Annotated in this window: 26 protein-coding genes and 1 pseudogene; 16 read left to right on the top strand and 11 right to left on the bottom strand. The window is 72.0% G+C overall.

Annotation, left to right across the window (positions count from 1 at the left end):
- Positions 1–28: 28 nt before the first annotated feature.
- Positions 29–580 carry a GNAT family N-acetyltransferase gene (locus tag ACZ48Z_RS16705; protein ID WP_468736573.1) on the bottom strand — a complete coding sequence of 184 codons (552 nt, stop codon included), beginning with the start codon at positions 578–580 and terminating at the stop codon, positions 29–31.
- Positions 581–610: 30 nt separating this feature from the next.
- Between ACZ48Z_RS16705 and ACZ48Z_RS16700 the strand changes: the two genes are divergently transcribed.
- On the top strand, positions 611–1,348 hold the full coding sequence (locus ACZ48Z_RS16700) for a phosphotransferase (RefSeq protein ID WP_468736572.1): 738 nt from the start codon (positions 611–613) through the stop codon (positions 1,346–1,348).
- A 105-nt stretch (positions 1,349–1,453) separates the two neighbouring features.
- Here ACZ48Z_RS16700 and ACZ48Z_RS16695 read toward each other — a convergent pair whose 3' ends face one another.
- A complete protein-coding gene (locus tag ACZ48Z_RS16695) occupies positions 1,454–1,894 on the bottom strand; it encodes an SPW repeat protein (protein WP_468736571.1) in 441 nt (146 codons plus the stop codon).
- Between the two features lie 145 nt (positions 1,895–2,039).
- Positions 2,040–2,678 carry a sigma-70 family RNA polymerase sigma factor gene (locus ACZ48Z_RS16690; protein WP_468736570.1) on the bottom strand — a complete coding sequence of 213 codons (639 nt, stop codon included), beginning with the start codon at positions 2,676–2,678 and terminating at the stop codon, positions 2,040–2,042.
- Between the two features lie 166 nt (positions 2,679–2,844).
- On the opposite strand from ACZ48Z_RS16690, the gene ACZ48Z_RS16685 reads away from it, so the two are divergent.
- Positions 2,845–3,852 (top strand): MerR family transcriptional regulator, encoded by a 1,008-nt coding sequence (locus tag ACZ48Z_RS16685; RefSeq protein WP_468736569.1) that lies wholly within the window; start codon positions 2,845–2,847, stop codon positions 3,850–3,852.
- Positions 3,853–3,891: 39 nt separating this feature from the next.
- Here the strand turns inward: ACZ48Z_RS16685 and ACZ48Z_RS16680 are convergent, their stop codons facing one another.
- Together ACZ48Z_RS16680 and ACZ48Z_RS16675 are read right to left on the bottom strand one after the other, a co-directional pair.
- Positions 3,892–5,265 (bottom strand): cryptochrome/photolyase family protein, encoded by a 1,374-nt coding sequence (locus ACZ48Z_RS16680; protein ID WP_468736568.1) that lies wholly within the window; start codon positions 5,263–5,265, stop codon positions 3,892–3,894.
- A 91-nt stretch (positions 5,266–5,356) separates the two neighbouring features.
- Positions 5,357–6,883, bottom strand: a complete 1,527-nt coding sequence (locus ACZ48Z_RS16675) for an SDR family oxidoreductase (RefSeq protein WP_468736567.1) — start codon at positions 6,881–6,883, stop codon at positions 5,357–5,359.
- A 166-nt stretch (positions 6,884–7,049) separates the two neighbouring features.
- Between ACZ48Z_RS16675 and ACZ48Z_RS16670 the strand changes: the two genes are divergently transcribed.
- The 7 genes from ACZ48Z_RS16670 (at position 7,050) to ACZ48Z_RS16640 (ending at position 13,041) form a co-directional block, all read left to right on the top strand.
- Entirely contained in the window at positions 7,050–7,238 is a 189-nt protein-coding gene (locus ACZ48Z_RS16670) for a hypothetical protein (protein WP_468736566.1), read from the top strand.
- Between the two features lie 232 nt (positions 7,239–7,470).
- Entirely contained in the window at positions 7,471–7,554 is an 84-nt protein-coding gene (locus ACZ48Z_RS16665; RefSeq protein WP_360339492.1) for a putative leader peptide, read from the top strand.
- Between the two features lie 122 nt (positions 7,555–7,676).
- Positions 7,677–8,795, top strand: a complete 1,119-nt coding sequence (gene sfnG / locus ACZ48Z_RS16660; RefSeq protein WP_468736565.1) for a dimethylsulfone monooxygenase SfnG — start codon at positions 7,677–7,679, stop codon at positions 8,793–8,795.
- A gap of 25 nt (positions 8,796–8,820) precedes the next feature.
- Positions 8,821–10,038, top strand: a complete 1,218-nt coding sequence (locus ACZ48Z_RS16655; protein WP_468736564.1) for an acyl-CoA dehydrogenase family protein — start codon at positions 8,821–8,823, stop codon at positions 10,036–10,038.
- A 63-nt stretch (positions 10,039–10,101) separates the two neighbouring features.
- Complete coding sequence (gene ssuE / locus ACZ48Z_RS16650; RefSeq protein ID WP_468736563.1) at positions 10,102–10,656, top strand: NADPH-dependent FMN reductase; 555 nt, start codon at positions 10,102–10,104, stop codon at positions 10,654–10,656.
- Positions 10,657–10,661: 5 nt separating this feature from the next.
- Positions 10,662–11,882, top strand: a complete 1,221-nt coding sequence (locus ACZ48Z_RS16645; RefSeq protein WP_468736562.1) for an SfnB family sulfur acquisition oxidoreductase — start codon at positions 10,662–10,664, stop codon at positions 11,880–11,882.
- Positions 11,883–11,895: 13 nt separating this feature from the next.
- Positions 11,896–13,041 (top strand): LLM class flavin-dependent oxidoreductase, encoded by a 1,146-nt coding sequence (locus ACZ48Z_RS16640; RefSeq protein ID WP_468736561.1) that lies wholly within the window; start codon positions 11,896–11,898, stop codon positions 13,039–13,041.
- Between the two features lie 81 nt (positions 13,042–13,122).
- On the opposite strand, the gene ACZ48Z_RS16635 is transcribed toward ACZ48Z_RS16640, so the two are convergent.
- Positions 13,123–14,169 carry an acyl-CoA dehydrogenase family protein gene (locus ACZ48Z_RS16635; RefSeq protein WP_468736560.1) on the bottom strand — a complete coding sequence of 349 codons (1,047 nt, stop codon included), beginning with the start codon at positions 14,167–14,169 and terminating at the stop codon, positions 13,123–13,125.
- A 165-nt stretch (positions 14,170–14,334) separates the two neighbouring features.
- On the opposite strand from ACZ48Z_RS16635, the gene ACZ48Z_RS16630 reads away from it, so the two are divergent.
- Positions 14,335–15,660 (top strand): aldehyde dehydrogenase family protein, encoded by a 1,326-nt coding sequence (locus tag ACZ48Z_RS16630; protein ID WP_468736559.1) that lies wholly within the window; start codon positions 14,335–14,337, stop codon positions 15,658–15,660.
- On the opposite strand, the gene ACZ48Z_RS16625 is transcribed toward ACZ48Z_RS16630, so the two are convergent.
- Complete coding sequence (locus ACZ48Z_RS16625) at positions 15,657–16,568, bottom strand: amidohydrolase family protein (RefSeq protein ID WP_468736558.1); 912 nt, start codon at positions 16,566–16,568, stop codon at positions 15,657–15,659. The two genes, ACZ48Z_RS16630 and ACZ48Z_RS16625, sit on opposite strands and share 4 nt — an antisense overlap.
- A gap of 212 nt (positions 16,569–16,780) precedes the next feature.
- Here ACZ48Z_RS16625 and ACZ48Z_RS16620 point away from each other — a divergent pair, with 212 nt between their 5' ends.
- Both ACZ48Z_RS16620 and ACZ48Z_RS16615 read left to right on the top strand, forming a co-directional pair.
- A complete protein-coding gene (locus ACZ48Z_RS16620) occupies positions 16,781–17,524 on the top strand; it encodes a tRNA-dependent cyclodipeptide synthase (RefSeq protein ID WP_468736557.1) in 744 nt (247 codons plus the stop codon).
- 206 nt (positions 17,525–17,730) lie between these two features.
- Positions 17,731–18,615 (top strand): NAD(P)-dependent oxidoreductase, encoded by an 885-nt coding sequence (locus ACZ48Z_RS16615; RefSeq protein ID WP_468736556.1) that lies wholly within the window; start codon positions 17,731–17,733, stop codon positions 18,613–18,615.
- Between the two features lie 150 nt (positions 18,616–18,765).
- On the opposite strand, the gene ACZ48Z_RS16610 is transcribed toward ACZ48Z_RS16615, so the two are convergent.
- Entirely contained in the window at positions 18,766–19,560 is a 795-nt protein-coding gene (locus tag ACZ48Z_RS16610) for an IclR family transcriptional regulator (protein WP_468736555.1), read from the bottom strand.
- 396 nt (positions 19,561–19,956) lie between these two features.
- Here ACZ48Z_RS16610 and ACZ48Z_RS16605 point away from each other — a divergent pair, with 396 nt between their 5' ends.
- Together ACZ48Z_RS16605 and ACZ48Z_RS16600 are read left to right on the top strand one after the other, a co-directional pair.
- Positions 19,957–21,744, top strand: coding sequence for a bifunctional sugar phosphate isomerase/epimerase/4-hydroxyphenylpyruvate dioxygenase family protein (locus ACZ48Z_RS16605; protein WP_468736554.1), 1,788 nt, complete (start codon positions 19,957–19,959; stop codon positions 21,742–21,744).
- 86 nt (positions 21,745–21,830) lie between these two features.
- Positions 21,831–22,736: an oxidoreductase gene (locus ACZ48Z_RS16600; protein WP_468736553.1), complete on the top strand. Its 906-nt coding sequence runs from the start codon at positions 21,831–21,833 to the stop codon at positions 22,734–22,736.
- Positions 22,737–22,740: 4 nt separating this feature from the next.
- Here the strand turns inward: ACZ48Z_RS16600 and ACZ48Z_RS16595 are convergent, their stop codons facing one another.
- On the bottom strand, positions 22,741–23,196 hold the full coding sequence (locus ACZ48Z_RS16595; protein WP_468736552.1) for a pyridoxamine 5'-phosphate oxidase family protein: 456 nt from the start codon (positions 23,194–23,196) through the stop codon (positions 22,741–22,743).
- A 163-nt stretch (positions 23,197–23,359) separates the two neighbouring features.
- Positions 23,360–23,597 (bottom strand): annotated as a pseudogene (locus tag ACZ48Z_RS16590) (dienelactone hydrolase family protein); the annotation flags it as partial.
- Between the two features lie 180 nt (positions 23,598–23,777).
- On the opposite strand from ACZ48Z_RS16590, the gene ACZ48Z_RS16585 reads away from it, so the two are divergent.
- Both ACZ48Z_RS16585 and ACZ48Z_RS16580 read left to right on the top strand, forming a co-directional pair.
- Positions 23,778–24,170: a VOC family protein gene (locus ACZ48Z_RS16585; protein ID WP_468736551.1), complete on the top strand. Its 393-nt coding sequence runs from the start codon at positions 23,778–23,780 to the stop codon at positions 24,168–24,170.
- A 35-nt stretch (positions 24,171–24,205) separates the two neighbouring features.
- Positions 24,206–25,279, top strand: coding sequence for an adenosine deaminase (locus ACZ48Z_RS16580; RefSeq protein WP_468736550.1), 1,074 nt, complete (start codon positions 24,206–24,208; stop codon positions 25,277–25,279).
- Here ACZ48Z_RS16580 and ACZ48Z_RS16575 read toward each other — a convergent pair.
- Positions 25,267–25,776 (bottom strand): mycothiol transferase, encoded by a 510-nt coding sequence (locus ACZ48Z_RS16575; RefSeq protein WP_468736549.1) that lies wholly within the window; start codon positions 25,774–25,776, stop codon positions 25,267–25,269. The genes ACZ48Z_RS16580 and ACZ48Z_RS16575 overlap by 13 nt on opposite strands.
- Between the last annotated feature and the right edge of the window lie 526 nt (positions 25,777–26,302).

Genomic DNA, 26,302 nt, shown 5'->3' with positions numbered 1-26,302 from the left:
GCCCAAGTCCTCTCCGGGCCACGGGGTTTCAGGCGCGCAGCTGCCACGTCCGCAGGACGGCCTCCCGGTCCCGTGACGCCCTCCTGACCTGCGGCTCGTCCGCGGGCTCGAAGGCGCAGGACCGGGCGACCGCCTCGCTCGCAGCGTTGGCTGCGTCGATGCGCAGCACCACACGGCGTGGCCGGATCTCCCGGACCGCGTACTCGGCCGCCAGCCGCACCGCCCTCCCGGCCAGCCCCTGTCCCCGGTGGGCGGAGCCGACACCGTAGGCGAGCTCCAGGTCCCGTTCGTCCGAGCCGCTGCGGAACATCAGGACCTCGCCCCGGGGCAGGACACCGTCCGTGGTGATGGCCAACTGGACCTTGTGGCCCTCGGCCTGCCCCTCCCGTGCCCCGGCGAGATAGCGGCGCGCCGCGTCCAGGTCGAACGGGGAGGGCACCGGGGTCCAGCGGGCCATCTCGGGATCGTCGTAGAGCGCCACCAGGTCGGCGAGGTCGGCGTCCTCCCACGCGCGGAGCCGGACGCCGTAGCCTTCGAGACGTACGGGCGGGACGAGGGCGAAGGTTCCGTCGATGTCCATGGGGCGATCCTGCCCCGGGAGGGCGGTCAGGTGACGGAGAGGGTCCTCGGCGGCGGCGCGGTCAACGAAGTCGTCCGGATCGGAGCGACCGTGCGGCGCACACCGACGCAGCGGTCGGCATTCGTGGGGGAGTTGCTCGCGCTGTTCGAGAGCGACGGCAGGCAGATCGCGCCCCGGGTCCTCGGCACGGACGAACAGGGCCGGGAGATCTTCCGCTACATCGAGGGACGGGCCGCCGTGACCGAACGGGAGCGCACCGCTGCCCGTTCCGACGAGGCTCTCGTGGAGGTCGCCCGGCTCGTCCGCGCCTTCCACGACCTGACGCACGGAACGCCCCTCGCCGGTGACCAGGACGTCGTCTGCCACAACGACCTCGCACCGAAGAACACCGTGTACAGGGTTGGCGAAGGCGGGTGGCGGCCCGTGGCCCTCATCGACTGGGACCTTGCCGCGCCGGGTGCACGGATCCACGACATCGCCCATGTGTGCTGGCAGTACCTCGGCCTGGGGCCGGACATCACCGACGTACCGGAGACCGCTCGCCGCATCCGGCTGATCTGCGACGCCTACGGCCTCGACGGGCGGGACGAGGTGCTGGACACCGTGCTGTGGTGGCAGGACCGGTGCTGGAGGGGGATCGAGGCGGCGGCGCTGCGGGGAGAACCGGCCATGGCCGCGCTGCGTGAGCAGGGGGCCGTCGACGAGGTGCGGGCCGCGTGGACGTGGGTCGCCGCGCGGCGGCGGGAACTGGGCGCCTTCCTGGACTGACCGGGCGGCCCCAGGAGTCCTGGCCGGTACCGGGCCGCTGACCATGCGCGAGGGCCGGTCCGCACGTGGTGGACCGGCCCTCGCGTCTCATGGTCGCGGGTTCTCCTACGGCTTGGGGGCGCTCCTCGCCGCCGTGACGGTGCACATCAGCCCCAGGACCAGAGCGAGGGCGCCGATGATGATGTTGTTCAGTGCCACACCGGCGTCGGGGCTGTCGCCGACGACCCAGGGGGCGATGATCATCCAGATCCCGACGGCGCAGAAGGCCCAGCTGAGGCCGTACATGCGCTCCGGGGTCTGGGTGAACCCGAGGGCCAGCAGTCCGATCGCGATGCCCACGATGAGGTTGTGGGTCACGAGGGCGGGCTGGCTCGTCGTGTAGTGGAGTATCCAGGGGGACACCGCGCAGTACAGACCGAGCAGGAACACCGGTCCGTCCACGAGCGCCACATCGCGACCGCCGAGCATGCGGGCGTAGCGTTCCCGCATTTCCGAGGCGTCGGGGTGGCTGGTGATGTCACCTCTGGTGGGCGAGACGTTGGCCATGGGTCGTCTCCTTTGACTTACAGGCCTGACCGCGTCTGGTGCGGTTTGCGGTAAGCGCCGCCTCTGTACAGTGTGCTCTTATTTTCCCTTTATGTGTAGCTGGGTGGATGTCCGTCCCGCTGGGAGCGTCGCGGTCTCGGAGCGCTCAACGCGGCGTTTCTGCGTCGAAAGCGACTTCGAGGCCGCGCCGCAGTCTGTACAGGCCGCGCCGCGCATGGCTCTTGACCGTGCCCAACGGCCACCCCGTGCACTCGGCGATCTGGGTCTGGCTCAGATCCTCGTAGAACGTCAGACGCAGCACCCGCTGCTGGGCGGAGGGGAGTTTGGCGAGTTCGGCGCCGACCACGACCCGGTCCAGGGCCGCGTCCGTCCGGTCGCCGGTGTGTCCGTCGAGCGCGAAACGGGCACCCGCCGCGGCGACCAGATCGGACCGGCGGGTCCGCGCGAGCAGGGCGTCGGCGATCTTGCGCCGGGTGATGCCCACGATCCACCCGGTGAGTGTGCCGCGCTCGGGGCGGTAACCCCGCCGTCCGTGCCACACGCCGATGAACACCTGCTGGGTGACGTCCTCGGCCTCCTTCGCGTCGCCCAGTGAGCGCCGGGCCAGCGTGAGCACCAGCGGCGACCAGCGGCGGTACGCCGCTGCCAGACACGCCTCGTCACCCGCCGCCAGGCCCCGCGCCAACTCCGCTTCGGCAGGCGGACCTTCGGACGCGTGCCACCCGTGCACCCCGGTTGCCGCGTCCGACGGCACGACCGGGAGGGTGCTCGACTGCGCGTTCATGGCGGAGGCTCCTCGCGGTGTACGGCCACGGTGGACGGCTCCGACGGACGGACGGTCCGGTGGATGCCGAAACTCGCGCCGGCCCAGGTGTGTGACGAGCCGCCATCGTCCGAGCCCCGGGACAAGGTCATCAAGTTGCATCGGTTCTGCGTCGTATAGTCGGCCCATGCGTGACAATCCGGACAGCGAAGAGAGCCGGGAGCGGCCGGAGGCGTCCTCCCATGGCCTCGCGACGAACCTCACCACCGGGGCCCTGGCCCGTCGGCTCGGGGTGTCGCCCACCACGCTGCGCTCCTGGGACCGCCGCTACGGCATCGGCCCCGCCGTCCGCGCCGACGGCCGGCACCGCAGGTGGGCCCCGCGGGACGTCGCCGTTCTGGAGGCGATGTGCCGGCTGACGTCCGCGGGGGTGCCGCCCGCCGAGGCGGCGCGAGCTGCGAAGGAGCCGGGCTCCCCGCAACCGGAGGGCGCCCCGGAACCGTCGAGCCGCCCCCGGTCCAGGGCGGCGGGCACGCTCCCCCTGGGCGACGTGCGCCAGGAGTGCCGCGGTCTCGCCCGCGCCGCCGTACGACTCGACGCACCCGCCGTGGAGGAGCAGTTGGCCACGGCCGTCGAGACCCACGGCCTCACCGTGGCCTGGCAGGAGGTGATGGTGCCCACGCTGCACGCGGTGGGCCGCAAGTGGGCCTCGTCCGGGGACCGTTACATCGAGGTCGAGCATCTGCTGTCCTGGCACATGTCCACCGCGCTGCGCCGCCGCACCCATCCGCGGGCCCGCCACGGCGAGGCCGCCGGTCCCGGTCCGGTCGTGCTGGCGTGCGTTCCCGGCGAGCAGCACACACTGGCGCTGGAGGCGCTCAACGCCGGGCTGGGCGAACGGCACCTGCCCGCCCGGATGTTCGGGGCCGCCGTACCCGCCGAGGCGCTGCTGGCCGCGGTCGAACGGCTCGGCCCGGCCGCCGTCGTCCTGTGGGCGCAGGCCCGCTCCTCGGCGGACCTGCCGCTGGCCCGGCACGTGGCCGCAGCCCAGTGGGGGGTGAAGGGGGCGCGCAGGAGGCCCTTGGTGATGCTCGGCGGACCCGGCTGGCTCGGCCGCTCCAGCCAGGGAATGCTCCGGCCGACCACCCTCGGGGACGCCCTGGACACCCTGGACGGGCTGTACAGCGTCAAGTAGTCGGGGGTGCGCTGCCCATGGGCCCGGGTCCGGACGGACTCAGTCGCGGCCGCGGGCCCGTCTGAAGCGGGCGAGCCCGTCGGACAGTTCCATGATCGGATCCGGGTAGTCGACGGCGGCACGGTCCAGACCCCCCAGCTTCCACGGCTCGTGCACCACCGGCCCCTCCAGCGCGGCCAGTTCGGGCACCCAGCGGCGGACGTAGGCACCGTCGGGGTCGTACCGCTTGGCCTGGGTGACCGGGTTGAGGACCCGGTTGGGCCGGGAGTCGGTGCCGGTACCCGCCATCCACTGCCAGTTGAGCTGGTTGTTGGCCACGTCGCCGTCGACCAGCAGGTCCAGGAAGTGCCGGGCACCCACGCGCCAGTCCACGTACAGCGTCTTGGCGAGGAAACTCGCCGTCAGCAGGCGGCCGCGGTTGTGCATCCACCCCTCGTGCCGCAGCTGACGCATCGCCGCGTCCACGACCGGGTAGCCGGTGCGGCCCTCCCGCCACGCCTCGACGTCGTCGTGAGCCTCCTGTTCGGAGCGCCAACTGTCGCGCTGGGTGCGGTAGTCGAGGGTGGCCACGGCGGGGCGGGCCGCGAGCACCTGCCGGTGGAAGTCACGCCAGGAGAGCTGCCGGACGAAGGCCTCGGCGCCCGGACCGCCCACCCGGCGCGCCCGGTGGACGAGTTCGACGGGGGAGAGGGTGCCGAAGTGCAGATGCGGGGAGAGCCGGGAGGTCGCGTCGCCGGCCAGGTCGTCGTGGCCGTCCTCGTACGTGGCCATGTCGCCGCGCAGCCAGGCCGTGAACCGCCTGCGGCCCTCCGCCTCGCCACCCTCGGCGAGTCCTGCCGAAAGGCCGGACAATCCGGCGCGGGACGGCAGCGGCTCGGATCCGACCCAGTCGGGGACCCGCACGGTCCGCGGGGCCGCGAGCGGGTCCCGCAGCCGCTCCTGCGACCAGTGCCGGAAGTAGGGGGTGAAGACGGCGAAGTGGTCCGAGGAGCCCGGCACCACCGCGCCCGGAGCGACGGCCGTGGTCACCGTGTCGTGGACGTGGAGACGTACGCCCTCCGCCTCCAGGGCCCGCCGCAGCCGTTCCTCCCGCCGGTGCGCGTGGGCGCTGACGTCGGATGCCATGTGCACCTCGTCGGCGTCCGCCTCGGCGGCGACCTTGCACACCTGGTCGACGAGGTCACCGTGGCGCACGACCAGGCGGCCGCCCCGCTCGCGCAGACCGGCGTCGAGATCGCGCAGACAGTCCGCGAGGAACGCCAGCCGGTTCGGCACCGCGAACCCGGCCATGTCCACGGCCCGGTCCCGCACGAACAGCGGGACGACCTGCTCGGTGCCGTCGAGGGCCGCGGTGAGCGGCGGATGGTCGTGCAGGCGCAGGTCGCAGGTGAACAGGACGACCGAGATGCTCATGACACGTACTCCGGGGAGTGGGGCGGATCCGCGTGATCCGGTGGTGATCGGTTTCCCGTCGCGGCGACGGGCCGGGTGGCGGGCGGGAGGCTCAGACAACGGGAGCGCGATGCGGTGCGGACGCGTGCGTGCTCGCCGCGGCCCGCGCGATGTTGCGGGCCATGCCGCCGAACACGACCGCGTGGAAGGGGGACACGCTCCACCAGTAGGCGTGGCCGAGCAGACCGCGTGGATGGAACACGGCGCGCTGCCGGTAGCGGGTGCGGCCGTCGTCGCCGGTGCTCGCCCTCATCTCCAGCCAGGCCAGTCCCGGCAGGCGCATCTCGGCCCGCAGCCGCAGCAGCCTGCCGGGTTCGATCTCCTCGACCCGCCAGAAGTCCAGCGAGTCGCCGACCCGCAGCCGCGCCGCGTCCCGGCGCCCCCGGCGCAGCCCGACCCCGCCCGCCAGCCGGTCCAGCACTCCCCGCACCGCCCACGCGAGCGGGAAGGAGTACCAGCCGTTCTCACCGCCGATGCCTTCGATGACCCGCCACAACGCCTCGGGCGAGGCGTCGACGTCGAGCTCCCGGTGGTCGCTGTAGAGACTTCCGCCGGCCCAGTCGGGGTCGGTGGGCAGCGGGTCGCTGGGGGCGCCGGGCACCGACGCGGACGACCAGCGGGTGGTGACCCGCGCTTCCCGCACCCTTTGCAGAGCCAGTCGTACGGCGTCGTCGAACCCGATCGGACCGCCGGGGGTTCCGGGGACGTAACGGGCGATGTCGTGCTCGTGGCACACCACCTCGTGCCGCAGCGACTCGGTGAGCGGCCGCGCGATGGACGCGGGCACCGGCGTCACCAGCCCCACCCAGTGGCTGGAGAGCCCGGGGGTGAGGACCGGCAGCGGAAGGACGATGCGGCGCGGCAGCCCGGCGACCGCCGCGTACCTGAGCATCATCTGCCGGTACGTCAGCACCTCGGGTCCGCCGACGTCGAAGGCCCGGCTGACCTCCGACGGCATCCGGGCGCTGCCGACGAGGGCGCCGAGCACGTCGCGGACCGCCACGGGCTGGATACGGGTGTGCACCCAGCTGGGCGTGACCATCACGGGGAGGCGCTCGGTCAGATACCGCAGCATCTCGAAGGAGGCCGATCCCGAGCCGATGACCACGGCCGCCCGCAGAACGGTGGTCGGCACCCCGGAGGCCAGCAGGATGCGCGCCACCTCGGCGCGTGAGCGCAGATGCGGGGACAGGTCGTCCTCGGGCACGCCCGCGGGGGTGAGCCCACTGAGGTGGACGATCCGGCGCACGCCCGCGGCCCGGGCCTGCTCGGCGAAGATCCGCGCGGCCCTGCGATCGGTGGCCTCGAAGTCCTTGCCGGAGCTCATCGCGTGCACCAGGTAGTACGCCACGTCCACACCGTCCAGGGCGCGGGCCACGGCCTCGGCGTCGGTGACGTCGCCACCCGTCACCTCGGCGTGGTTGGCCCAGGGATGGTCGCGCAGCCGGTCCGGGGAGCGGGCCAGGCAGCGCACCCGGTGTCCCGCGACGAGCAGTTCCGGAACGAGCCGGCCGCCGATGTACCCCGTGGCGCCGGTCACCAGGCAGTGCAGTCCCTCTCGGGTGTCGTCGCGCTCCATCGGCCCTCGGTCCCTCGTCTCGGTGCCCCCTCCCGATCACTTCCGCGCGGGGGCCCGGTTCGGATGCGCCGAGCGGGCGACAGACGAAGGGGCGAAGGCGGGTACATGGTCACGCGCATCGCGGGAAGCCGCACTGATACGAGAGAACGGTTCGAGTCGCAGTTCGATGCTGGAGGTGTCGGCCACTATGGGCGCGAAGGTGTTGGAGCGGTTTCCAGCGGGAGCTCCTCGCGGATCATGGCCGGCGGAGGAGTACGCGGCGGAGCGCCGCGCCAAAGGGGAGCCCGCGACCGTCGTGATGGATCTGCAGGCGGACGCGTTCCTCGTGGTCGTCCCGGGGCGTGACGAGGACTGACACGGACGGCCGCCACCGGGCGCCGGCCCACGGGTCCGCCCGGCCGCGGCCACTCCACCGGATCCGGTGCGCCCTTCGCACCGCTCCCTTCGGCGTGAACCGCGAATACGCGCGTATTCACGGCACGTTCAAGGGGTTCCCCACCGCACGTTCGTGAAATAGCTGGTCCGCGATACGAGACCGGCCGGGATTTCCTTGACGCCTCTCGGCGGCGGCTGTCACGATCGATGCCATGAACACGCGACTGGACCTCACGCGGCGACGCCATGTCGACCTCGCGCGCGTCTCCAGCGCCTCCTGTTGCGCCGCGGCCTGATCAACCCTCTTCGATCCGCCGCGTTTTCCCTTTTCCCCGCCTGAATTCGGCGTGCCCGCGCGTCTGTTGACCGCATCCCTGAATTCGGCGTGCTCGAAAACATTCCGCACCAGGAGTTCCGCATGCCCGCACCCGTGAAATTCGCCTACTGGGTCCCCAACGTCAGCGGAGGCCTCGTCACCAGCAAGATCGAACAGCGCACCGACTGGGGGTACGACTACAACCGCGAACTCGCGGTCCTCGCCGAGAACAACGGCTTCGAGTACGCCCTCAGCCAGGTCCGCTACATGGCCAGCTACGGCGCCGAGTACCAGCACGAGTCGACCAGCTTCAGCCTGGCCCTGCTGCTCGCCACCGAGAGGCTGAAGGTCATCGCCGCCGTCCACCCGGGTCTGTGGCACCCCGGCGTCCTCGCCAAGCTCGGCGCCACCGCCGACCACCTGTCCAAGGGCCGCTTCGCCGTGAACGTCGTGTCGGGGTGGTTCAAGGGCGAGTTCACCGCCCTCGGTGAGCCCTGGCTGGAGCACGACGAGCGGTACCGCCGCTCCGAGGAGTTCATCACCGCCCTGCGCAGCATCTGGACCGAGGACCACGCCGAACTGGCCGGTGACTTCTACCGGTTGCGTGACTTCTCCCTCAAGCCCAAGCCCCTCAACACCGAGGAGCGGCCGCACCCGGAGATCTTCCAGGGCGGCAACTCCAGCGCCGCCCGTGCCATGGCCGGCCGGGTCTCCGACTGGTACTTCTCCAACGGCAAGGACTTCGACGGGGTCGTCGAGCAGCTCGACGACGTCCGCAAGTCCGCCGCCGAAGTCGGGCGCACGGCACCGAAGTTCGGCCTCAACGCCTTCCTCATCGCCCGGGACACCGAGGCCGAGGCCCGCGACACCCTGCGGGAGATCGTCGCCAAGGCCGACAGCGAGGCCGTCGAGGGGTTCGGCGCGGCCGTGAAGCAGGCGGGCCAGTCCACCGCCGACAAGAAGGGCATGTGGCAGGACTCCACCTTCGAGGACCTCGTCCAGTACAACGACGGCTTCCGCACCGGTCTGATCGGCACACCCGAGCAGATCGCCGAGCGCATCGTGGCGTACCGCAAACTCGGCGTCGACCTGCTTCTCCTCGGCTTCCTGCACTACCACGAGGAGGTCGAGTACTTCGGCCGGCGGGTGCTGCCGCTGGTGCGCGAGCTGGAGGCCCAGCTCCCGGACACCGAGCCCGCGTCCGTGTCCGTCCACGCCTGAGCCCGCCGCGAGAGAGGTCATCCACATGAGCACCGTCACGCCCACCCACTGGCAGACCCGCCCCGCCCCGGAAACCGCCCAGGACTGGATCGCCCGCGCTGCCGAGGCCGCCGCCGTCCTCGCCACCGACGCCGCCGAGCGCGACCGCGCCGGTGCCACCCCCTACGCCGAGGTCCAGCTCCTCAAGGACGCCGGCCTCGTCACCCTGCTCGGCCCCACCGAGCACGGCGGCGCAGGCCAGGACTGGCCCACCGCCTACCGTGTCGTCCGCGAGATCGCCAAGGCCGACGGCTCCATCGGCCAGCTCCTCGGCTACCACTACCTGTGGTTCTGGGCCGCCCGCCTGGTCGGCACCCGGGAGCAGTGGGAGCACGTGGAGGCCGAGGCCAGCCGCAACCGCTGGTTCTTCGGCGGCGCGGTCAACCCGCGCGACAAGGACGTCGTCGTGACCGAGGACGGCGACGACCTCGTCTACACCGGCCGCAAGACCTTCTCCACCGGCAGCAAGGTCTCCGACGTCACCGTCCTCGAAGGCGTTCTGGAAGGCACCGACCAGCATGTCTTCGCCATCGTGCCCTCCGACTCCGAGGGCCTGACCTTCCACGACGACTGGGACAACATCGGCCAGCGCCTCACCGAGAGTGGCGGCGTCACCCTCGACGGCGTCCGCACGCCGTGGTCCTCCGCCGCCGGCTATGTCGACAAGGTGTTCCAGCCGCGCGTCTACAACACCCTCAACGTCCCCACCATCCAGCTGGTCTTCGTCAACTTCTACCTGGGCATCGCGGGCGGCGCGCTGGAGACCGCGGCCACCTACACCCGCGAGAAGTCCCGCTCCTGGCTGCACGGCGGCCATGAGCGCGCGGTCGACGAGCCGTACGTCATCGACGTCTACGGCGACCTCACCGCCAAGCTCTGGGCGGCCGAGGCCCTCGCCGACGCCGTCGCCGCCGAGGGCCAGAAACTGCACGACGACCCCGACGCGGTCACGGAGAAGGCACGTGGCGACTTCGAGGTCCGGGTCGCCGCCGTCAAGGCCCGCGCCACCGACGTGTCCCTGGAGATCTCCCAGCGGATCTTCGAGGTGACGGGCGCCCGTTCCACCGCCTCCTCCGAGGGCCTGGACCGGTTCTGGCGCAATGTCCGCACCCACACGCTCCACGACCCTGTCGCGTACAAGCGGCGCGAGGTCGGCCGCTGGGTTCTGGAGGGCGAACTGCCCGAACCCACCTGGTACTCCTGACCGCTTCCCCAGGGGCGCCCCTTCCTGAACAAGGGGCGCCCCGCCTCCCCGAAAGAGGACCGCATGGCCACCGTCCTGTCCGTCTCCGGCAGCCCCTCCGCCTCCTCCCGCACCAACCGTCTGCTGCGCCATCTCGACGGGCGCCTGACCGCACAGGGCCACGAGGTGATCCCGCTCGACGTCCGCACCATCCCCGCCGAGGCCCTGCTCGGTGCCGACTTCAGGCACCCGGCGATCGTCGAGGCGACCGAGCTGTTCGCGCGCGCCGACGGGGTCGTCTTCGGCACCCCCGTCTACAAGGCGTCGTACTCCGGAGTCCTCAAGGCACTCCTGGACCTGCTCCCGCAGTACGCCCTCACCGGCAAGACCGTGCTGCCGCTCGCCACCGGCGGCTCCACCGCCCATGTCCTGGCCATCGACTACGCGCTCCGTCCGGTGCTCAGCTCCATGGGCGCGGCCCACATCGTGCAGGGCTGGTTCACCCTCGACAAGGACATCACCGTGCGGGAGGACGGCTCGCTGACCGTCGCACCGGCCGCGACCGAGGCACTCACCCAGGTGGTGGACCAGTTCTCGACCGCGCTGGGCCGGCTGCCGGTACTGGCGGCGGCGAGCTGAGCGCCGTGACCACACCCGCCCCGGCGGCCACGCCAGGTCACGCACCCGCCCATGTGATCGCCGACGACACGGAGGCCCTCGCGGTCGCCGCGTCACTGGCCGCGGAGTTCCGCCCGGGCGCCGCCGCCAGGGACGCCGAACGCAGGCTGCCCCGCGAGGAGTTGGACCGTCTCTCGGCCTCCGGGCTGCTCGCCGTCACCGTCCCCGCCGAGCACGGCGGGGCGGACGTGAGCGCCTCGACGCTCGCGGAGGTCTTCCGGCTGCTCGCCTCCGCCGACGGAAGCCTCTCCCAGATCCCGCAGAGCCACTTCGTCTATGTGAACGTGATCCGTCGTCAGGGCACCGACGAGCAGCGGAAGTTCTCCTTCGCGGAGCTGCTCGCCGGCCGCCGCCTGGGCAACGCGCAGTCCGAGGCGGGCACCAAGCACGTCCAGGACATCCGCACCCGCCTGCACCCGCGGCCGGACGGCTCGTACCGCCTGGACGGCGTCAAGCACTACTCCACCGGCGCCCTGTTCGCCGACTGGATCCCGGTGCTGGCCCGCGCCGACGACGACAAGTTGCACGTCGCCTACGTTCCCGCGGATGCACCCGGCGTCACGGTGATCGACGACTGGGACGGACTCGGCCAGCGCACGACGGCCAGCGGCACCGTCCGTCTCGAAGGCGTCGAGGTTCCGGCCGACCGCGTCCTGCCCCACCACCTCACCTTCGAGGGACCCCAACTCCATGGCGCGGTGGCCCAGTTGCTGCACGCCGCCATCGACGCCGGAATCGCCGGGGGAGCACTCGCGGAGGCGGCCGAGTTCGTCCGGACGAAGAGCCGGCCGTGGTTCGAGAGCGGCGTCGAGGCGGCTGCCGAGGACCCCTTGCTGATCCAGCGCTTCGGTGAACTCGCCCTCCAGGTGCGGGCGTCCGAGGCGCTGCTGCGGGAGGCCGCCCGCGCCGTCGACGCGGCTCAGGCCGCTCTCACCGACGACTCCGCGGCCGAGGCCTCCATCGCCGTGGCCGCCGCCAAGGTGCAGGCGGCACAGGCGGCGGTGGAGGTGGCGAGCGCGCTCTTCGAGGTGTCCGGGACCCGATCGGCGCTCAACTCCCTGAACCTGCACCGGCACTGGCGAGACGCCCGCACCCACACCCTGCACGATCCGGCCCGCTGGAAGATCCAGCACATCGGCCGGTACGTGCTCAACGGAACCCGGCCGCCCCGGCACGGCCTGCTCTGATCGGAGACCCCACGTGTCCCTCACCTTCCACTGGTTCCTGCCCACCAACGGCGACAGCCGCCACGTCGTCGGAGGTGGCCACGGCACGCCCGCCACCGTCTCCGGACGGGACCGGCCGCCGACGGTCGCCTATCTGAGCCAGATCGGCCGCGCGGCCGAGGAGTTGGGCTTCGTCGGGGCGCTCACCCCCACCGGTGCCTGGTGCGAGGACGCGTGGCTGACCACCGCGATGGTCAGCCAGAACACCGAGCGCCTGAAGTTTCTGGTCGCCTTCCGGCCCGGTTTCGTCTCACCGACCCTCGCCGCGCAGATGGCGTCCACCTTCCAGCGCCAGTCCGGAGGACGGCTGCTGCTCAACGTGGTCACCGGCGGCGAGAGCCACGAGCAGCGGGCCTACGGGGACTTCCTCGACAAGGACGCCCGCTATCGCCGTACCGGGGAATTCCTCGAAATCGTACGGGGGTTGTGGGCGGGCAAGACCGTCGACCTGCACGGTGAGCACCTGCACGTCGAGGACGCGAAACTCGCCCGGCTTCCCGACCCGGTGCCCGAGGTGTACTTCGGCGGGTCCTCGCCGATCGCCGGGGAGGTCGCCGCCAAGTACGTCGACGTGTACCTCACCTGGGGTGAGCCGCCCGCCCAGGTCGCCGGGAAGATCGCCCGGATCCGGGAGCTCGCGGCGAAGGAGGGCCGCACCCTGCGCTTCGGGATCCGGCTGCACGTCATCACCCGCGACACCTCCGAGCAGGCCTGGGCGGAGGCGGACCGGCTGCTCAAGGGCTTCGACCCGGAGACCGTCAGGTCGGTGCAGGCGGGACTGGCCCGCAGCGAGTCCGAGGGGCAGCAGCGGATGCTCGCCCTGCACGGCGGCGGCGACCGGAACGGCCTGGAGATCCACCCCAACCTGTGGGCCGGGATCGGCCTGGTGCGCGGCGGCGCGGGAACTGCGCTGGTCGGCAGCCACGACGAGGTCGCCGAGCGGATCAAGGAGTACCACGCCCTCGGCATCGACGAGTTCGTGCTCTCCGGTTACCCGCATCTGGAGGAGGCCTACTGGTTCGGCGAGGGCGTCCTGCCGCGCCTCGCCGCGCAGGGCCTGTGGCAGCACCCGTCCGGCGAGCGGGCGGCGACCTCGGCGCAGGTGCCGTTCGCGAGCTAGCGGGGGAGGACCGCGTACGCCCACGGACTCCCCGCCGAGAGGAACCGCCCGTGGGCCACGGGCGGCCATCCGCCGGCCCGCCTAGCTGTCCGCCAGCGAGTCGAGATGCGCGCGCCGCACCTCGGTCGTCTGTCCCTGCACGAGGAGGAACATCCCCTCGCGGAACAGCCGTTGGGCCGTACTGTCGAGGCCCGTGGCCCGGCCGCCACCGGCCACGACAGCCGCGGTGGTGGCGGCACGCATGAGGTCGTACGACCGGGTCTTGAGCGCCAGCCGCTCCGCGACGTGCTCATGCGGGACGGGGTGCTCGGCGAGGTCGTACACCTGGCGGCGCACCTCGTCGAGGCGCCACCGCAGAGCAGCCGATGTCTTCAACTCCCCGGCCTCCTCGGCGACTCTGAGCGCCGCGTACGCCACGCCGAAGACGGCGGGGGAGGCGTTGGTGGCACGGGGCCGGTCGACCAGCGCGAACTGCTCCTGCGGGGTGCGCAGTACCACCGAGTCCTCGGGCAGCCACAGTCCGTCCAGGTCCAGGGAGACCGTGCGGGCCGCGGAGAGCGCCGCGAGCCGCATCGGCGGCGAGGCCCGCAGCCCCGGCTGCTCACGTGCCTCGGTGAACGCGAACACCACCTCGTCCGCCTCGGTCACCCCGGCCAGCAGCATCACGTCGTTCAGCCCCCAGCCGGTGAACCAGGGCACCCTCCCGTCGAAGCGCAGGCCGCCCCGCTCGGCCGTCACCCGCACCGGCACCCGGGGAAACGCACGGACGTGGGCGAACGCGATGCCCGCCAGGAGCTCGCCGGACGCCAGCGGCCCGAGCAGCCGTTCCCGCACCGGCAGACCGGACTGCGTGAGCAGCCTGACCGGCGAGTGGTGCTGGGTCTGTACGAACCACGTCGAGCAGCACGCCCCGGCCAGGATCTCCTGGACCTCCCGTGCCACCGCGTCGGGGGCGCCCGCACCGCCGTACTCCTTCGGCGCGCTCACCCCGAGCAGGCCCGACCGCTTGACGGCCTCGATGTGACTCGCGGGCACGCCTTCCTGGTCGACCCGGGCCGCGTGCGGGGCGAGGAGACCCTCGGCGAGGGTGCGGGCGGTGACGAGGAGGGGGTGCGCTGCGGTGGTCATGCAAGGGATTCTCCCGAAGACCGTCATGGATCACTGTCTGCTGCCAACAAGTCACGGAAAGTGGTTTCCGTCGGCGTGGAATTTATTCGCCGACCAAAAGGTTGGTATATACATCTGACTGTCGATATCCAGGCCGCAAGGCCCGCGCACCCCCAGCGAGGCACCGTGAACCAGCAGCCCCTGTCCGAGCAGCCCGCCGACGTCGTGGCCCGGCTGCGCGCCACCTTCCGCACCGGCCGCACCAAGCCCGTCGAGTGGCGCACGACCCAGCTGCGCCGCCTGCGCGAGATGCTCACGGAGAACGGCACGGAGCTGGCCGCCGCCCTCCACACCGACCTCGGCAAGAGCTCCACCGAGGCCTTCCGCACCGAGATCGACTTCGTGATCCGCGAGGTCGACCACACCCTCGACCACCTCACCGACTGGCTGCGCCCCGAATCCGCCCCCGTCCCCGCGCACCTCGGCACCGACGCCACCGCCTGGACGCAGTACGACCCGCTGGGTGTCGTCCTCGTCATCGCCCCGTGGAACTACCCGGCCCAGCTGCTGCTCGCCCCCGTGGTGGGCGCCCTCGCCGCGGGCAACGCGGTGGTTGTCAAGCCCAGCGAGATGGCCCCGGCCACCTCCGCCACGCTGGCCCGGCTGCTGCCCGCGTATCTGGACACCGACGCCGTCGCGGTCGTCGAGGGCGGCATCCCGGAGACCACGGCCCTGCTCGCCGAGCGCTTCGACCACATCTTCTACACCGGCAACGGCGCCGTCGGGCGCATCGTCCTGCGCGCCGCCGCCGAGCACCTCACGCCGGTAACCCTCGAACTGGGCGGCAAGTCCCCGGCGTTCGTCGACCGTGACGCCGACCTCGCCGTCGTCGCCGACCGCCTCGTCCGCGGGAAGTTCCTCAACGCCGGCCAGACCTGCGTCGCCCCCGACTACGTCCTGACCGACCCGGACACCGGGGCCGCCCTGGAGCCGCTGCTCGCGGGCGCCGTCGAGAAGCTGTTCGGCAGCGACCCCGCCGACTCCGGCGAGTACGGCCGCATCGTCAACGAGCGGCACTTCGACCGCCTCACCGGCCTGCTCGACTCGGGCCGCACCGTCGTCGGCGGCGCGAGCGACCGTACGACCAAGTACATCGCGCCCACCGTCCTCGCCGACGTGGCCCCCGAGGCGCCGGTCATGCAGGAGGAGATCTTCGGCCCCATCCTGCCGATCGTCACCGTCCCCGGCCTCGACGAGGCCATCGACTTCATCAACGACCGGGACAAGCCCCTCGCGCTGTACGTCTTCACCGACTCCGACACGACCCGCAGCCGCATCGCCGACGAGACCTCCTCCGGCGGCCTCGGCTACGGCCTGCCCCTGGCCCATCTCACCGTCTCCGACCTGCCGTTCGGCGGGGTCGGGGAGAGCGGCATGGGCAACTACCACGGCCGGTACTCCATCGAGACGTTCAGCCACCGCAAGGCGATCCTGGAGAAGCCCCTCGGCTAGGACGCCGGTCTGCCGAACAGGTCCGCCGCGTTGTCGTGGCACACGGCCCGCAGCCACTCCTGCCCCAGCTCCAGCCGTTCCAGGGCCTGGAGCTGGTGCAGGTACGGGTAGGGGATGTTGGGGAAGTCGGAGCCGAACAGGATGCGGTCGCCGAGCGCGTACAGGCGGGGCAGGGCCCGGACCGGGAACGGCATGAAGGCCTCGGTGAAGTCGGTGAACGCCATCGTCGTGTCCAGCCGCACCTCGTCGTACCGCTCGGCGAGGTCGAGGAACTCCTCGTACTCGGACATGCCCATGTGCGCGACGATCAGCCGCAACCCCGGGTGCCGCGCCAGGACCTGCGCGACGGGCCCGGGCCCGGTGTGCTTGCCGGGCGCGGGCCCGGAGCCGCAGTGGATCACCACGGGGATCCCGGCCTCGGCGAGCAGTCCCCACGCCTCCCGGAGACGTTCGTCGGCCGGATCGTAGGCTCCGACCTGGACGTGGGCCTTGAACACGCGCGCCCCCGCTTCGACGGCATCGCCGACGTAGGCCGCGACATCCGGCTCGGGGTAGAGCGTGGCGGTGTGCAGACAGTCGGGGGTGCGGCGGGCGAAGTCGGCCGCCCAGCCGTTCAGCCACCTGGCCATGCCGGGCTTGTGCGGGTACAGCATCGCGGTGAAGGCCCGGACGCCGAACTCCCGAAGCACGGCCGTCCTCTCCGCCTCCTCCTGCCGGTACGTGATCGGCCACCCCGCTGTGCCGATCAGCGGCCCGTTGGTGTCGAAGTACTCCCACACCTTGTGCAGGACCCGCTCGGGCATGAAGTGGGTGTGGACGTCGATCAGCCCCGGAAGGCCGAGCCGCTCCCAGAAACGCCGGACCTCGCCGGCCTCCTCACCGACGGATGCCGTGCCGTGATCATTCATGCCGCCCACGATCCGCCCTGGACAGGGGAGACAGCGACCCGTTCCGAACGGGACGCGCTGAGGGATCCGTCACAGCAGGGCGGTCCAGGGCACCGTTGGGCCATCCGCGCGAGTTCCCCGGCCGAGGCGGCGGCGGCCCCACGGGCTCTTCTAGGCTCGGTGCCGGAAGCAGCGCAGCGCACCGGTCGTGCGCAGAGACGGGGGAACGCCGGATGCACGACTGGGCGATGCCGACGCCACGGGCGGCCTCGATCGCGGCCCGCCGGGGGGACGGCTTCGTCGCCACCCCCTTCTCCGCACGCTGCGCGGAACTCGTCGACACCGGACACCACGTGTTCCTCGGGATCAGCCCCGGCAACGGGTACTTCTCCGAGGACCGGCTCGTCGCGCTGCTGCGCTGGGCCGCCGCCCGCTTCACCCGTGTCGAGATCGCCCACCCCGACACCGACACCGTCGCCTGCACCTACCTCGGCCGCGGATACGAACCCCGGCACGCCCGGGCCCGCGCCCACCGGGACGTACGCCAGACCGCCAACCGGGTCTCCCGGGCCGTGGCCACCGCCCGGATCGACCCGGCCCGGCTCCGGGTCGCCGAGTTCTCCGAGTTCTACGACGTGCCCGCCTACCGCGCCGCCCGCGAGCGCCTCGCCCGCGCGCATCAGGAACAGCCCGCGTTCCACACCACCTGCACCCGTATGGTCACCGGCGTCCTGCGCACCACGATGCCCGCCGACTGGGCCCCGACCGCCGACCAACTGGCCGCAGGAGCCGAGTACTTGGACTGCGAACTCCCGTTCCTCCTCGACACCCCGGCCGTCCTCGGCGTACCGGCGTCCGTCTTCGCCTACCGTGCCACGCCGGCCCTCGCGGGCTTCCTCTACGGCCCTGACGCGCTGTTCCCGGCGGCGGACACGCAGGGATTCGTCACGCTGGAGCCGCTCCCGGCCACGGAGTGAGTCCGGCCTGCCGGTGTCGGGAGCCGGAGGAGGGCCGTACGCCGCGGGGCAGGCGTGTGAGGAGTTCGCACATCGTGGGGGCCGGGCACCCGCCGCCAGTAGCCCCAACCCGACCGGTCACCGAGTGTGGCCGGACGGGCTGATCCGGGCGGCATCCGGCAAACTCGACTGACAGTAATTCCGCATCCCCGCAGAGAGTTGACGCCATGACCGACAAACTCACCGTGAGCGTCCTGGGCACCGGCATCATGGGCGCCGCGATGGCCCGCAACCTCGTCCGCGCCGGGCACACCGTCCGCGCCTGGAACCGCAGCGCGGCCAAGGCGCAGCCGCTGGCCGCGGACGGCGTGCAGATCGCCGAAAGCCCCGCGGAGGCCGTGCGGGGCGCCGATGTCGTGCTGACGATGCTCTACGACGGACCCGCTGCCCTGGACGTCATGCGCCAGGCCGCCGAGGCCCTGCGCCCGGGGGCCGCATGGGTGCAGTCGACCACCGCAGGCGTCGAGGCGATCGCCGACCTTGCCGCCTTCGCCCGCGCCCATGAACTGGTCTTCTTCGACGCCCCCGTTCTGGGCACCCGCCAGCCCGCCGAGGCCGGTCAGCTGCTGGTCCTCGCGGCCGGACCGGCCGACGGCCGTGACGCCGTGATCCCGGTCCTCGACGCGGTCGGTGCGCGCACCGTGTGGACGGGCGAGGACGGCGGCGAGGGCAGCGCGACCCGGCTGAAGCTGGTCGCCAACAGCTGGGTGCTCGCGGTGACCAACGCGGCCGGGGAGATGCTCGCCCTGGCGAAGGCCCTCGGCGTGGACCCGCAGAGCTTTTTCGACGCCATCGACGGCGGCCCGCTCGACATGGGCTACCTGCGGGCGAAGTCGGCCATGGTCCTCGAAGGCCGGTTGTCACCGGCCCAGTTCGCGGTCTCCACCGCTGCCAAGGACGCCCGTCTGATCGTCGAGGCCGGTGAGCGCGGTGGCGTCCGCCTGGACGTGGCCGCGGCGAGCGCCGAACGCTTCGAGCGCGCCGCCGCCCAGGGCCACGGCGACGAGGACATGGCCGCCGCCTACTTCGCGAGCTTCGACGAGAACGCCTGACACCGAGACCGCACCGCCTCACGTCCAGGAGGCCGCCTCATGTCCAAGCTGCGTGATGGCGAACCCACTACGGCGGCAGGCTGGTGCGTCGCCGTCCGCGGTCGGACTGCCGCCCCGGTCACGGCAGGCGCCCCTGAGGGACCCCTCCGCTCAGGTGCTGCTGCTCAGCGGGTGGCTGAAACCCTGGCCGGAGATGAGGCGGGCGCCCTCGGCGAGTTCCGTGGCGAAGCGCTCGACGGCCTCGTAGGGGAAGCGGTGGCTGGGGCCGCTGAGCGAGAGGGAGGCGACGACCTGGCCGCTGCGACCCGTGACCGGCACCGCCACGGCGGTGAGCCCCTCGTCCCACTCACTGCTGCTGACGGCGTAACCCCGCTCCGACGCCTCCGCGGCCTGGCTCCGTAGCCGTTCGGCATGGGGTTCGCCCTGCGGCGAGGCGACGGCGACGCGGTGCAGGAGCGCCTCGGAGGCGTCGCGCAGCAGGATCTTCGAGGAAGCGCCGGCCCACAGGGGCTGCTCGTCGCCGACGTCGACGACATGGCGCAGCGGGTGCGGGCTTTCCTCGTGGGCCACGCAGATGCGGTGGACGCCCCGGGCGACGAAGAGGTTGACGGTCTCGCCGAGCCGGTCCGCGAGGTCGCGCATCACCTTGCGGGTCTCCTGGGGGACCTCCCACTGGCTGCGGGCGAGGTGGGCCCAGCGCCACAGTGCGGGCCCCGCGGTGTAGCCGGACGGGTGCGAGCCGAGCAGTCCGGTCTCCTCCAGGGTCTGCACCAGGCGCAGCGCGGTCGTCTTCGCGAGCCCGGTGGCCTCGGTGATCTCCCGCAGGGTGACCACGGGCCGGTCCTCGCTGAGCAGGGCGAGGATGTCGAAGGCTCGTCGCACACTGCGCACCCCGCCGGAGTGCGGGTCCGGTTCTCCCCCTGGCCGCGTCTGTTCCTCGCTCACCCACTGCCTCCCCGCTGCGTCCGCCTCGGTGCTCCGGAGCGGCAGTCGTCCATGATGCCTCGACGGTAGTCCGCTGTGCGGACCGAGGAAACCGCGGCACTGGGGAGAAGCCCTTCCCCGCCGGCTGGGCAGGCTCCAAAGTCGACCTTCTGCGGGAGCTGATTTTCGGTCCCTGAGAACCGCAGGGTGGACCCGGTCTGCGGTGGCCTGACCGCCTGCTGGAACCGCCGTGACTCCTCCCGAGGCAGCCCTTCCTGCCTGCCACACCCTTGTTCGGGCAGCCGACCACCCCTAGGCTGACCGCACAGCGGATCGAATGAACCATCTAGTGGTCCTCACGTTGGAACGGACCAAGACGGCCGACGAGCAAGCGGGCCGGTGTCCCAGGGAGCGAGCATGCGCAAGTCCATCGCCACCGTCTGCCTCAGTGGCACCCTCACCGAGAAACTGACGGCCGCCTCACGGGCCGGCTTCGACGGTGTCGAGATCTTCGAGAACGACCTCCTCGCGAGCCCCCTCGCCCCCGAGGAGGTCGCCGCACGCACGGCCGACCTGGGTCTGGGCATCGACCTGTACCAGCCGATGCGGGACATCGAGGCGGTGCCGGAGGAGGTCTTCGCCCGCAACCTGCGGCGCGCCCGGCACAAGTTCGACCTGATGCGCAGGCTCGGCGCCGACACCGTCCTCGTCTGCTCCAGCGTCTCCCCGCAGGCGGTCGACGACGACGATGTCGCCGCGGAGCAGCTGAGCCGACTCGCCGACCTGGCCCAGGAGTTCGGCATCCGGGTGGCGTACGAGGCGCTGGCGTGGGGGCGGCACATCAGCACCTACGACCACGCCTGGCGAGTTGTCGAGGCCGCAGGACACCCTGCCCTCGGCACCTGCCTGGACAGCTTCCACATCCTCTCCCGGAGTTCTGGACCCGAGGACCTCAAGGGCATCGCGGACATCCCCGGCGACAAGATCTACTTCCTCCAGCTCGCCGACGCCCCGCTGATGGCCATGGACGTCCTCCAGTGGAGCCGCCACTACCGCTGCTTCCCAGGCCAGGGCGGCTTCGACGTCGCGGGTTTCCTCCGGCACGTCCTGAACACGGGATATGCGGGACCCCTGTCCCTGGAGGTCTTCAACGACGTCTTCCGCCAGGCCGACGCGGGCCGCACCGCCCTGGACGGACTGCGTTCCCTGCTCGCCCTGGAGGAGAACGCCGGAGTCTCCCCGCTGCCGGCCCCCGTGATCCCCTCCGGCGTCGCCTTCGCCGAACTCGCCACCAGCGACCCCGAACCCGTCGGTGAACTCCTCACGGCACTCGGCTTCCACCGCACGGCCCGCCACCACGGCAAGCCCGTCGACCTGTGGGAGCAGGGCGAGGCGCGCGTCCTGGTCAACTCGGGCGCCCCCGGCCGCCGTAGCGACACCGCCCTGGCCGCCGTAGGCCTGGAGACGGCCGATCCGGCGGCCTCCGCCCGCCGCGCGGAAGCCCTGCTCGCCCCCGCCCTGCCCAAGCGCCGCACCGCTCAGGACGTCCCGCTGGAGTCGATCGCCGCCCCGGACGGCACCGAAGTCCTCTTCTGCGCCACCGGACGGCCCGAACTTCCCAGCTGGACCGACGACTTCACGTACACGGAGAAGAGCGGTCCCGCCGGTGTCACGGCCATCGACCACCTCGCGCTCACCCAGCCGTGGCACCACTTCGACGAGTCGGTGCTCTTCCACCGCACGGTGCTGGGTCTCAGCCCGCACGACACCGTCGAACTCGCCGACCCCTACGGACTCTTCCGCAGCCGTGCCCTGTCCGCCTCCTCCGGCGGGCCCCGGCTGGTCCTCAACCTCGCACCCTCTCCCGAGGAGGGCGGCGAGGTCCGGGCCCGGCATGTGGCGTTCGCCGTCGACGACATCGTCGCCGCGGTGCGCCGATTCCGGGCGGCGGGAGCAGGGCTGCTGCGTGTTCCGGCGAACTACTACGACGACCTGGAGGCGCGGTTCGCGTTCACGGAGGGGGAGCTGGAGACCTACCGGGAGCTCGGCATCCTCTACGACCGGGACGAGCGCGGCGGCGAGTTCCGTCACTGCTACACCGAGACGGTCGGCCACGTCTTCTTCGAGTTCGTGCAACGCTCCGGCGGCTACTCGGGGTTCGGTGCGGCCAACGCGCCCATCCGGCTGGCGGCGCAGCGGAGGTGACCCGACCCGAAGGCGTCGGGTGAGAGTCGTGCAGGGGTCGGCGAAACGGCTGCGGAAGTGCGCCTGGTGTGTGTCATCATCCGCCGATGACCTCCGAAACGATCACCGCGGACGCGGCAGGCACCTGGACACTCGGCGATCTCACCGTCAACCGCATCGGCTTCGGCGCGATGCGGCTGACGGGCAGCGCGGCCTTCCATCTCGGGACCCCGAGCGACCGGCAGCGGTCGATCGCCGTGCTGCGCAGGGCGATGGAGCTCGGCGTGAACCACATCGACACGGCCGCGTTCTACTTCTCCTCGCTGCGCTCCGCCAACGAGATCATCAACAGCGCGCTGTCCCCGTACCCCGACGACCTCGTCATCGTCGCGAAGGTGGGCCCCTTCCGTGACTACTCGGGGGAGTGGGCCACTTCGGCGCGTCCCGAAGACCTGCGCGGCCATGTCGAGGAGAACCTCCGCCAGCTCGGCCGCGACCACCTCGACGTGGTGAACCTGCGGCGGATGGGCCAGGAGTCCATCGCCGAGCACTTCGGGGCCCTCGCCGACCTGCGTGAGAAGGGCCTGATCCGGCACCTGGGTGTCTCCAACGTCCAGCCCCGCCATCTCGCCGAGGCCCAGGCCATCGCGCCCGTGGTGTGTGTGCAGAACCGGTTCGGACTGGGGTCCGCCGGTTCCGCCACCGGCGACATCCTGCGGAACTGCGGCGAACAGGGCATCGCCTTCGTGCCGTTCTTCGCCATCGCGGGCGGGGGCGGTGCCCACGGTGCCACCGCCGACCACGACGAGGCGGTCCTGGCCATCGCGCGGGCGCACGACGCGACTCCCGCCCAGATCCGGCTCGCCTGGTCCCTCGCCCAGGGCCCGCACGTGCTCGCGATCCCCGGCACCGGCAACCCCGACCACCTCACCGAGAACATCGCGGCGGGCGCACTCCGGCTCACCGACGACGAACTGCACACGCTCAACTCGCTGCATCAGAAAGCCGGTTGAGGGGTCATACGGCCCACACGCCGTCCGTCATGACGTGCCGCCCGCGCATCTCGTGAATACCGTTGAGGGCCTGCACCGCGTGCGGGCGCACCTGGAAGAAGGCGTAGGACGCACTGTCCGCGCGCGGATCCCAGCCCGTCTTCGCCATGAAGGCGTCGATCGCCGCGGCCGGCACGTCCTGCCCGCCGTAAGCCCGTACGTCACCGTCGATGAGCACGACGTCCTGGGTGTCCCCGAAAGCCAGTCGGGTACGTCCGCCGTCGCGCAGGTTGCGGCCCGTGGGGTTGGTGATCCGGGTGGACAGCCACACGGACTCGCCGTCCCAGACGAACCACAGCGCGACCAGACACGGCAGCCCGTCGACGTCCGCCGAGGCGACCCAGATGTCCGTCTCCCGCTCCAGACGGGCCAGTACGTCGCGCTTGCGCTGGTCGAGGGTGCGGCTCTCACTGATCGTCATGACCGGGACGCTACCGGCGGCCCCGCTCCGGCGCCTCGGTCCAGGGCCCTACGCCCCCGGACCGAGACACCGGGGCACGGGGTGCCCGGGCCCGTCGCCGCGCCCCGCAGTCGGCCTGATGCGACGACAGTCCTGGCCCAGCCGCTCGTGCAGGAAGGGCACCGTCGTGCGCGACGTTGCCGCCGTACAGGTCGGGGTCAGGGCGACGAAGCCCTCCGCCGCCAGCCGGTCGGCCACGTCGGCGATGTGGTCGGTCAGGCCCCACCACTCCTGGATCACGATGACCCCGGGGCCGCGGCCGGACGGCGCAGCTCCAGAAAACCGTGGGCGGTGGTGCCACCGCTGGGGAAGGTGACGTTCTGATGGGCGGGAGCTCCGGTCGACTTCGGAAGTTCCGTCATGGTGCTCGGCTCCTCTGCGGCAGTCCGGTGGTGGGGGCGCGCCGGAGCCGCGACTCCGGCGGTGATCACCAGCCTGTCACGGGTCGCACAGCATGATCACGGCACTCGCGGAACCGGACTGGCGCCTCCGACGTTTTACGTATAACCTCTCCCGTCAACCACCCGTCCCGAGAGGTTCCGATGAGACGCGTCGCCCTGGTCACCCTCGTCGTCGACGACTACGACGAGGCGATCCGCTTCTACACCGAAGCCCTCGGCTTCCGGCTGGTCGAGGACGCGCCCCGCCCCGACGGCTCCCGCTGGGTCGTCGTACGGCCGGACGCCCGCGAGGGCGGCACCGACCTGCTGCTCGCCCGCGCCAAGGGCGAGGCCCAGCAGGGCCGGGTGGGGAACCAGACCGGCGGACGCGTCGGCTTCTTCCTGCACACCGACGACTTCGCCCGCGACCACGCCCGCATGCTCGCCGCGGGCGTGACCTTCCTGGAGGAGCCGCGCCACGAGCCCTACGGCTCGGTGGCCGTCTTCCAGGACCTCTACGGAAACCGCTGGGACCTGCTCCAGCCCGCCGCCTGACCCTCCCGCCACCCTGTTCGAAGAAAGACCCAGCCATGACCGCTACGCGCGTAGACGCCGATCTGATCCGTCGCCTCCCCAAGGCCGTCCTGCACGACCACCTCGACGGCGGCCTGCGCCCCGCCACCTTGGTGGAGCTCGCGCGCGAGGTCGGCCACACCCTGCCCACCACCGACCCCGACGAGCTCGCCGCCTGGTACGTCGAGGCCGCGAACTCCGGCGACCTGGTGCGCTACATAGCCACCTTCGAGCACACCCTCGCCGTCATGCAGACCCGTGAGGGCCTGCTGCGCACGGCCGAGGAGTACGTCCTCGACCTGGCCGCCGACGGAGTCGTCTACGGCGAGGTGCGCTACGCCCCCGAGCTGAACACCAACGGCGGGCTGACCATGGCCGAGGTGGTCGAGACCGTCCAGGAGGGCCTCGCCGCCGGTATGGCCAAGGCCGCCGCCGCGGGCACCCCGGTGCGGGTCGGCACCCTGCTGTGCGGAATGCGGATGTTCGACCGGGTGCGCGAGGCCGCCGACCTCGCGGTGGCCTTCCGGGACGCCGGTGTCGTCGGCTTCGACATCGCGGGCGCCGAGGACGGCTTCCCGCCCGCCGACCACCTCGCAGCCTTCGAGCAACTGCGCCGCGAGAACGTGCCGTTCACCATCCACGCGGGCGAGGCCCACGGCCTGCCCAGCATCCACCAGGCCCTGCAGGTGTGTGGCGCCCAGCGCATCGGCCACGGTGTGCGGATCACCGAGGACATCCCCGACCTCGCGGGCGGCAAGCTCGGCCGGCTCGCGGGCTGGGTCCGGGACCGCCGGATCGCCCTGGAGATGTGCCCGACGTCCAACCTCCAGACCGGCGCGGCCACCTCGATCGCCGAGCACCCCATCACGGCCCTGAAGGACCTGGGCTTCCGCGTCACCCTCAACACCGACAACCGACTCGTGTCCGGCACGACGATGACCCGGGAGATGTCCCTGCTGGTCGAGGAGGCGGGCTGGACCGTCGAGGACCTGCGCACCGTCACGGTGAACGCGCTCAAGAGCGCCTTCCTCCCGTTCGACGAGCGCAGGGCCCTCATCGAGGACGTCGTCCTGCCGGGCTACGCGCTCTGAAGCAGCCCCCGCAGATAGGCGGCCTGTCCGGCGTGCTGGAGATCGTCGGACAGGACGCTGACCAGGCGCACGCCCAGGGTGACCGGCGGATCCCACCTCTCGTCCACGACCCGCTCCAGGTCCTCGGCGGACAGGCCACGCAGGGCTTGCAGACTCTGGGCGTGCACGGCGTCGTAGTAGCCGGTCAGCAGGTCGGCCGAGTCGACCCGCACCTGGGCGACCTGCGCGGACGTGTGGCCGTAACCGATGTCGCGGGGCTTCAGGCCGAGGCCGAAGCGCTTCTCCCAGTCCTGCGTCAGCCAGACCTGGTCGAGGCCGAAGGCGCCGGCCACGTGGTCGTCCTGGACGCGGGTGAGATGCCAGACCAGCCAGGCGACGGAGTTGGTGTCCGCGCCGGGGCGGTGGTGGAGGTCGTCGAGGGTCAGGCCCTCGACGGCGGCGTGGACCTCTTCCTGGATGCGGCTGAAACCGTCGATGAGGATGTCCTTTGCATGCATGACAACCACCCTCGCGCATCGCGCCGCGTGACGCCGGGAATTCTGCTCCGGCGTCCGGCGTCCGGCGTCCGGCGTCCGGCGTCGGGGCCCCGGCTCCGGGTCGTGCGCCGAGTGTCGGGCTCCCGTGTCCCGCGTCGGGGCTGCGGCTTTCGCGTCATGCGCCGGGCTTGCGGTGTCCGTGTCCCGTGCCGGACCCCGGCCTCGGGCCGTGTGCCGAGTGTCGGGCTCCCGTGTCGTGCCGGGATTCCAGCTTGCGTGTCCGGGTCGGGGCCCCGGCCCTGCGTGCGCCGAGCATCCGGCTCCCGTGTCTCGCGTCAGAGCTGCGGCTTCCGCGTCATGCGCCGGGCTTGTGGTGTCCGTGTCCCGCGTCGGGGCCCCGGCTCCGGGTCGTGCGCCGAGCATCCGGCTCCCGCGTGGCGAGCTGGACGGCTGCTTTCTCGTCGTGCCGGGCCTCCGGAGTCCGTGTCCCGCGCCGGACCCCGGCCCCGGGGCGTGCGCCGAGTGTCGGGCTCCCGTGTCGTGCCGG

The organism is Streptomyces sp. NPDC031225, assembly GCF_055570355.1.
The sequence above is the reverse complement of the archived record's forward strand: the minus strand, read 5'-3'. Positions and strand labels throughout refer to the sequence as shown.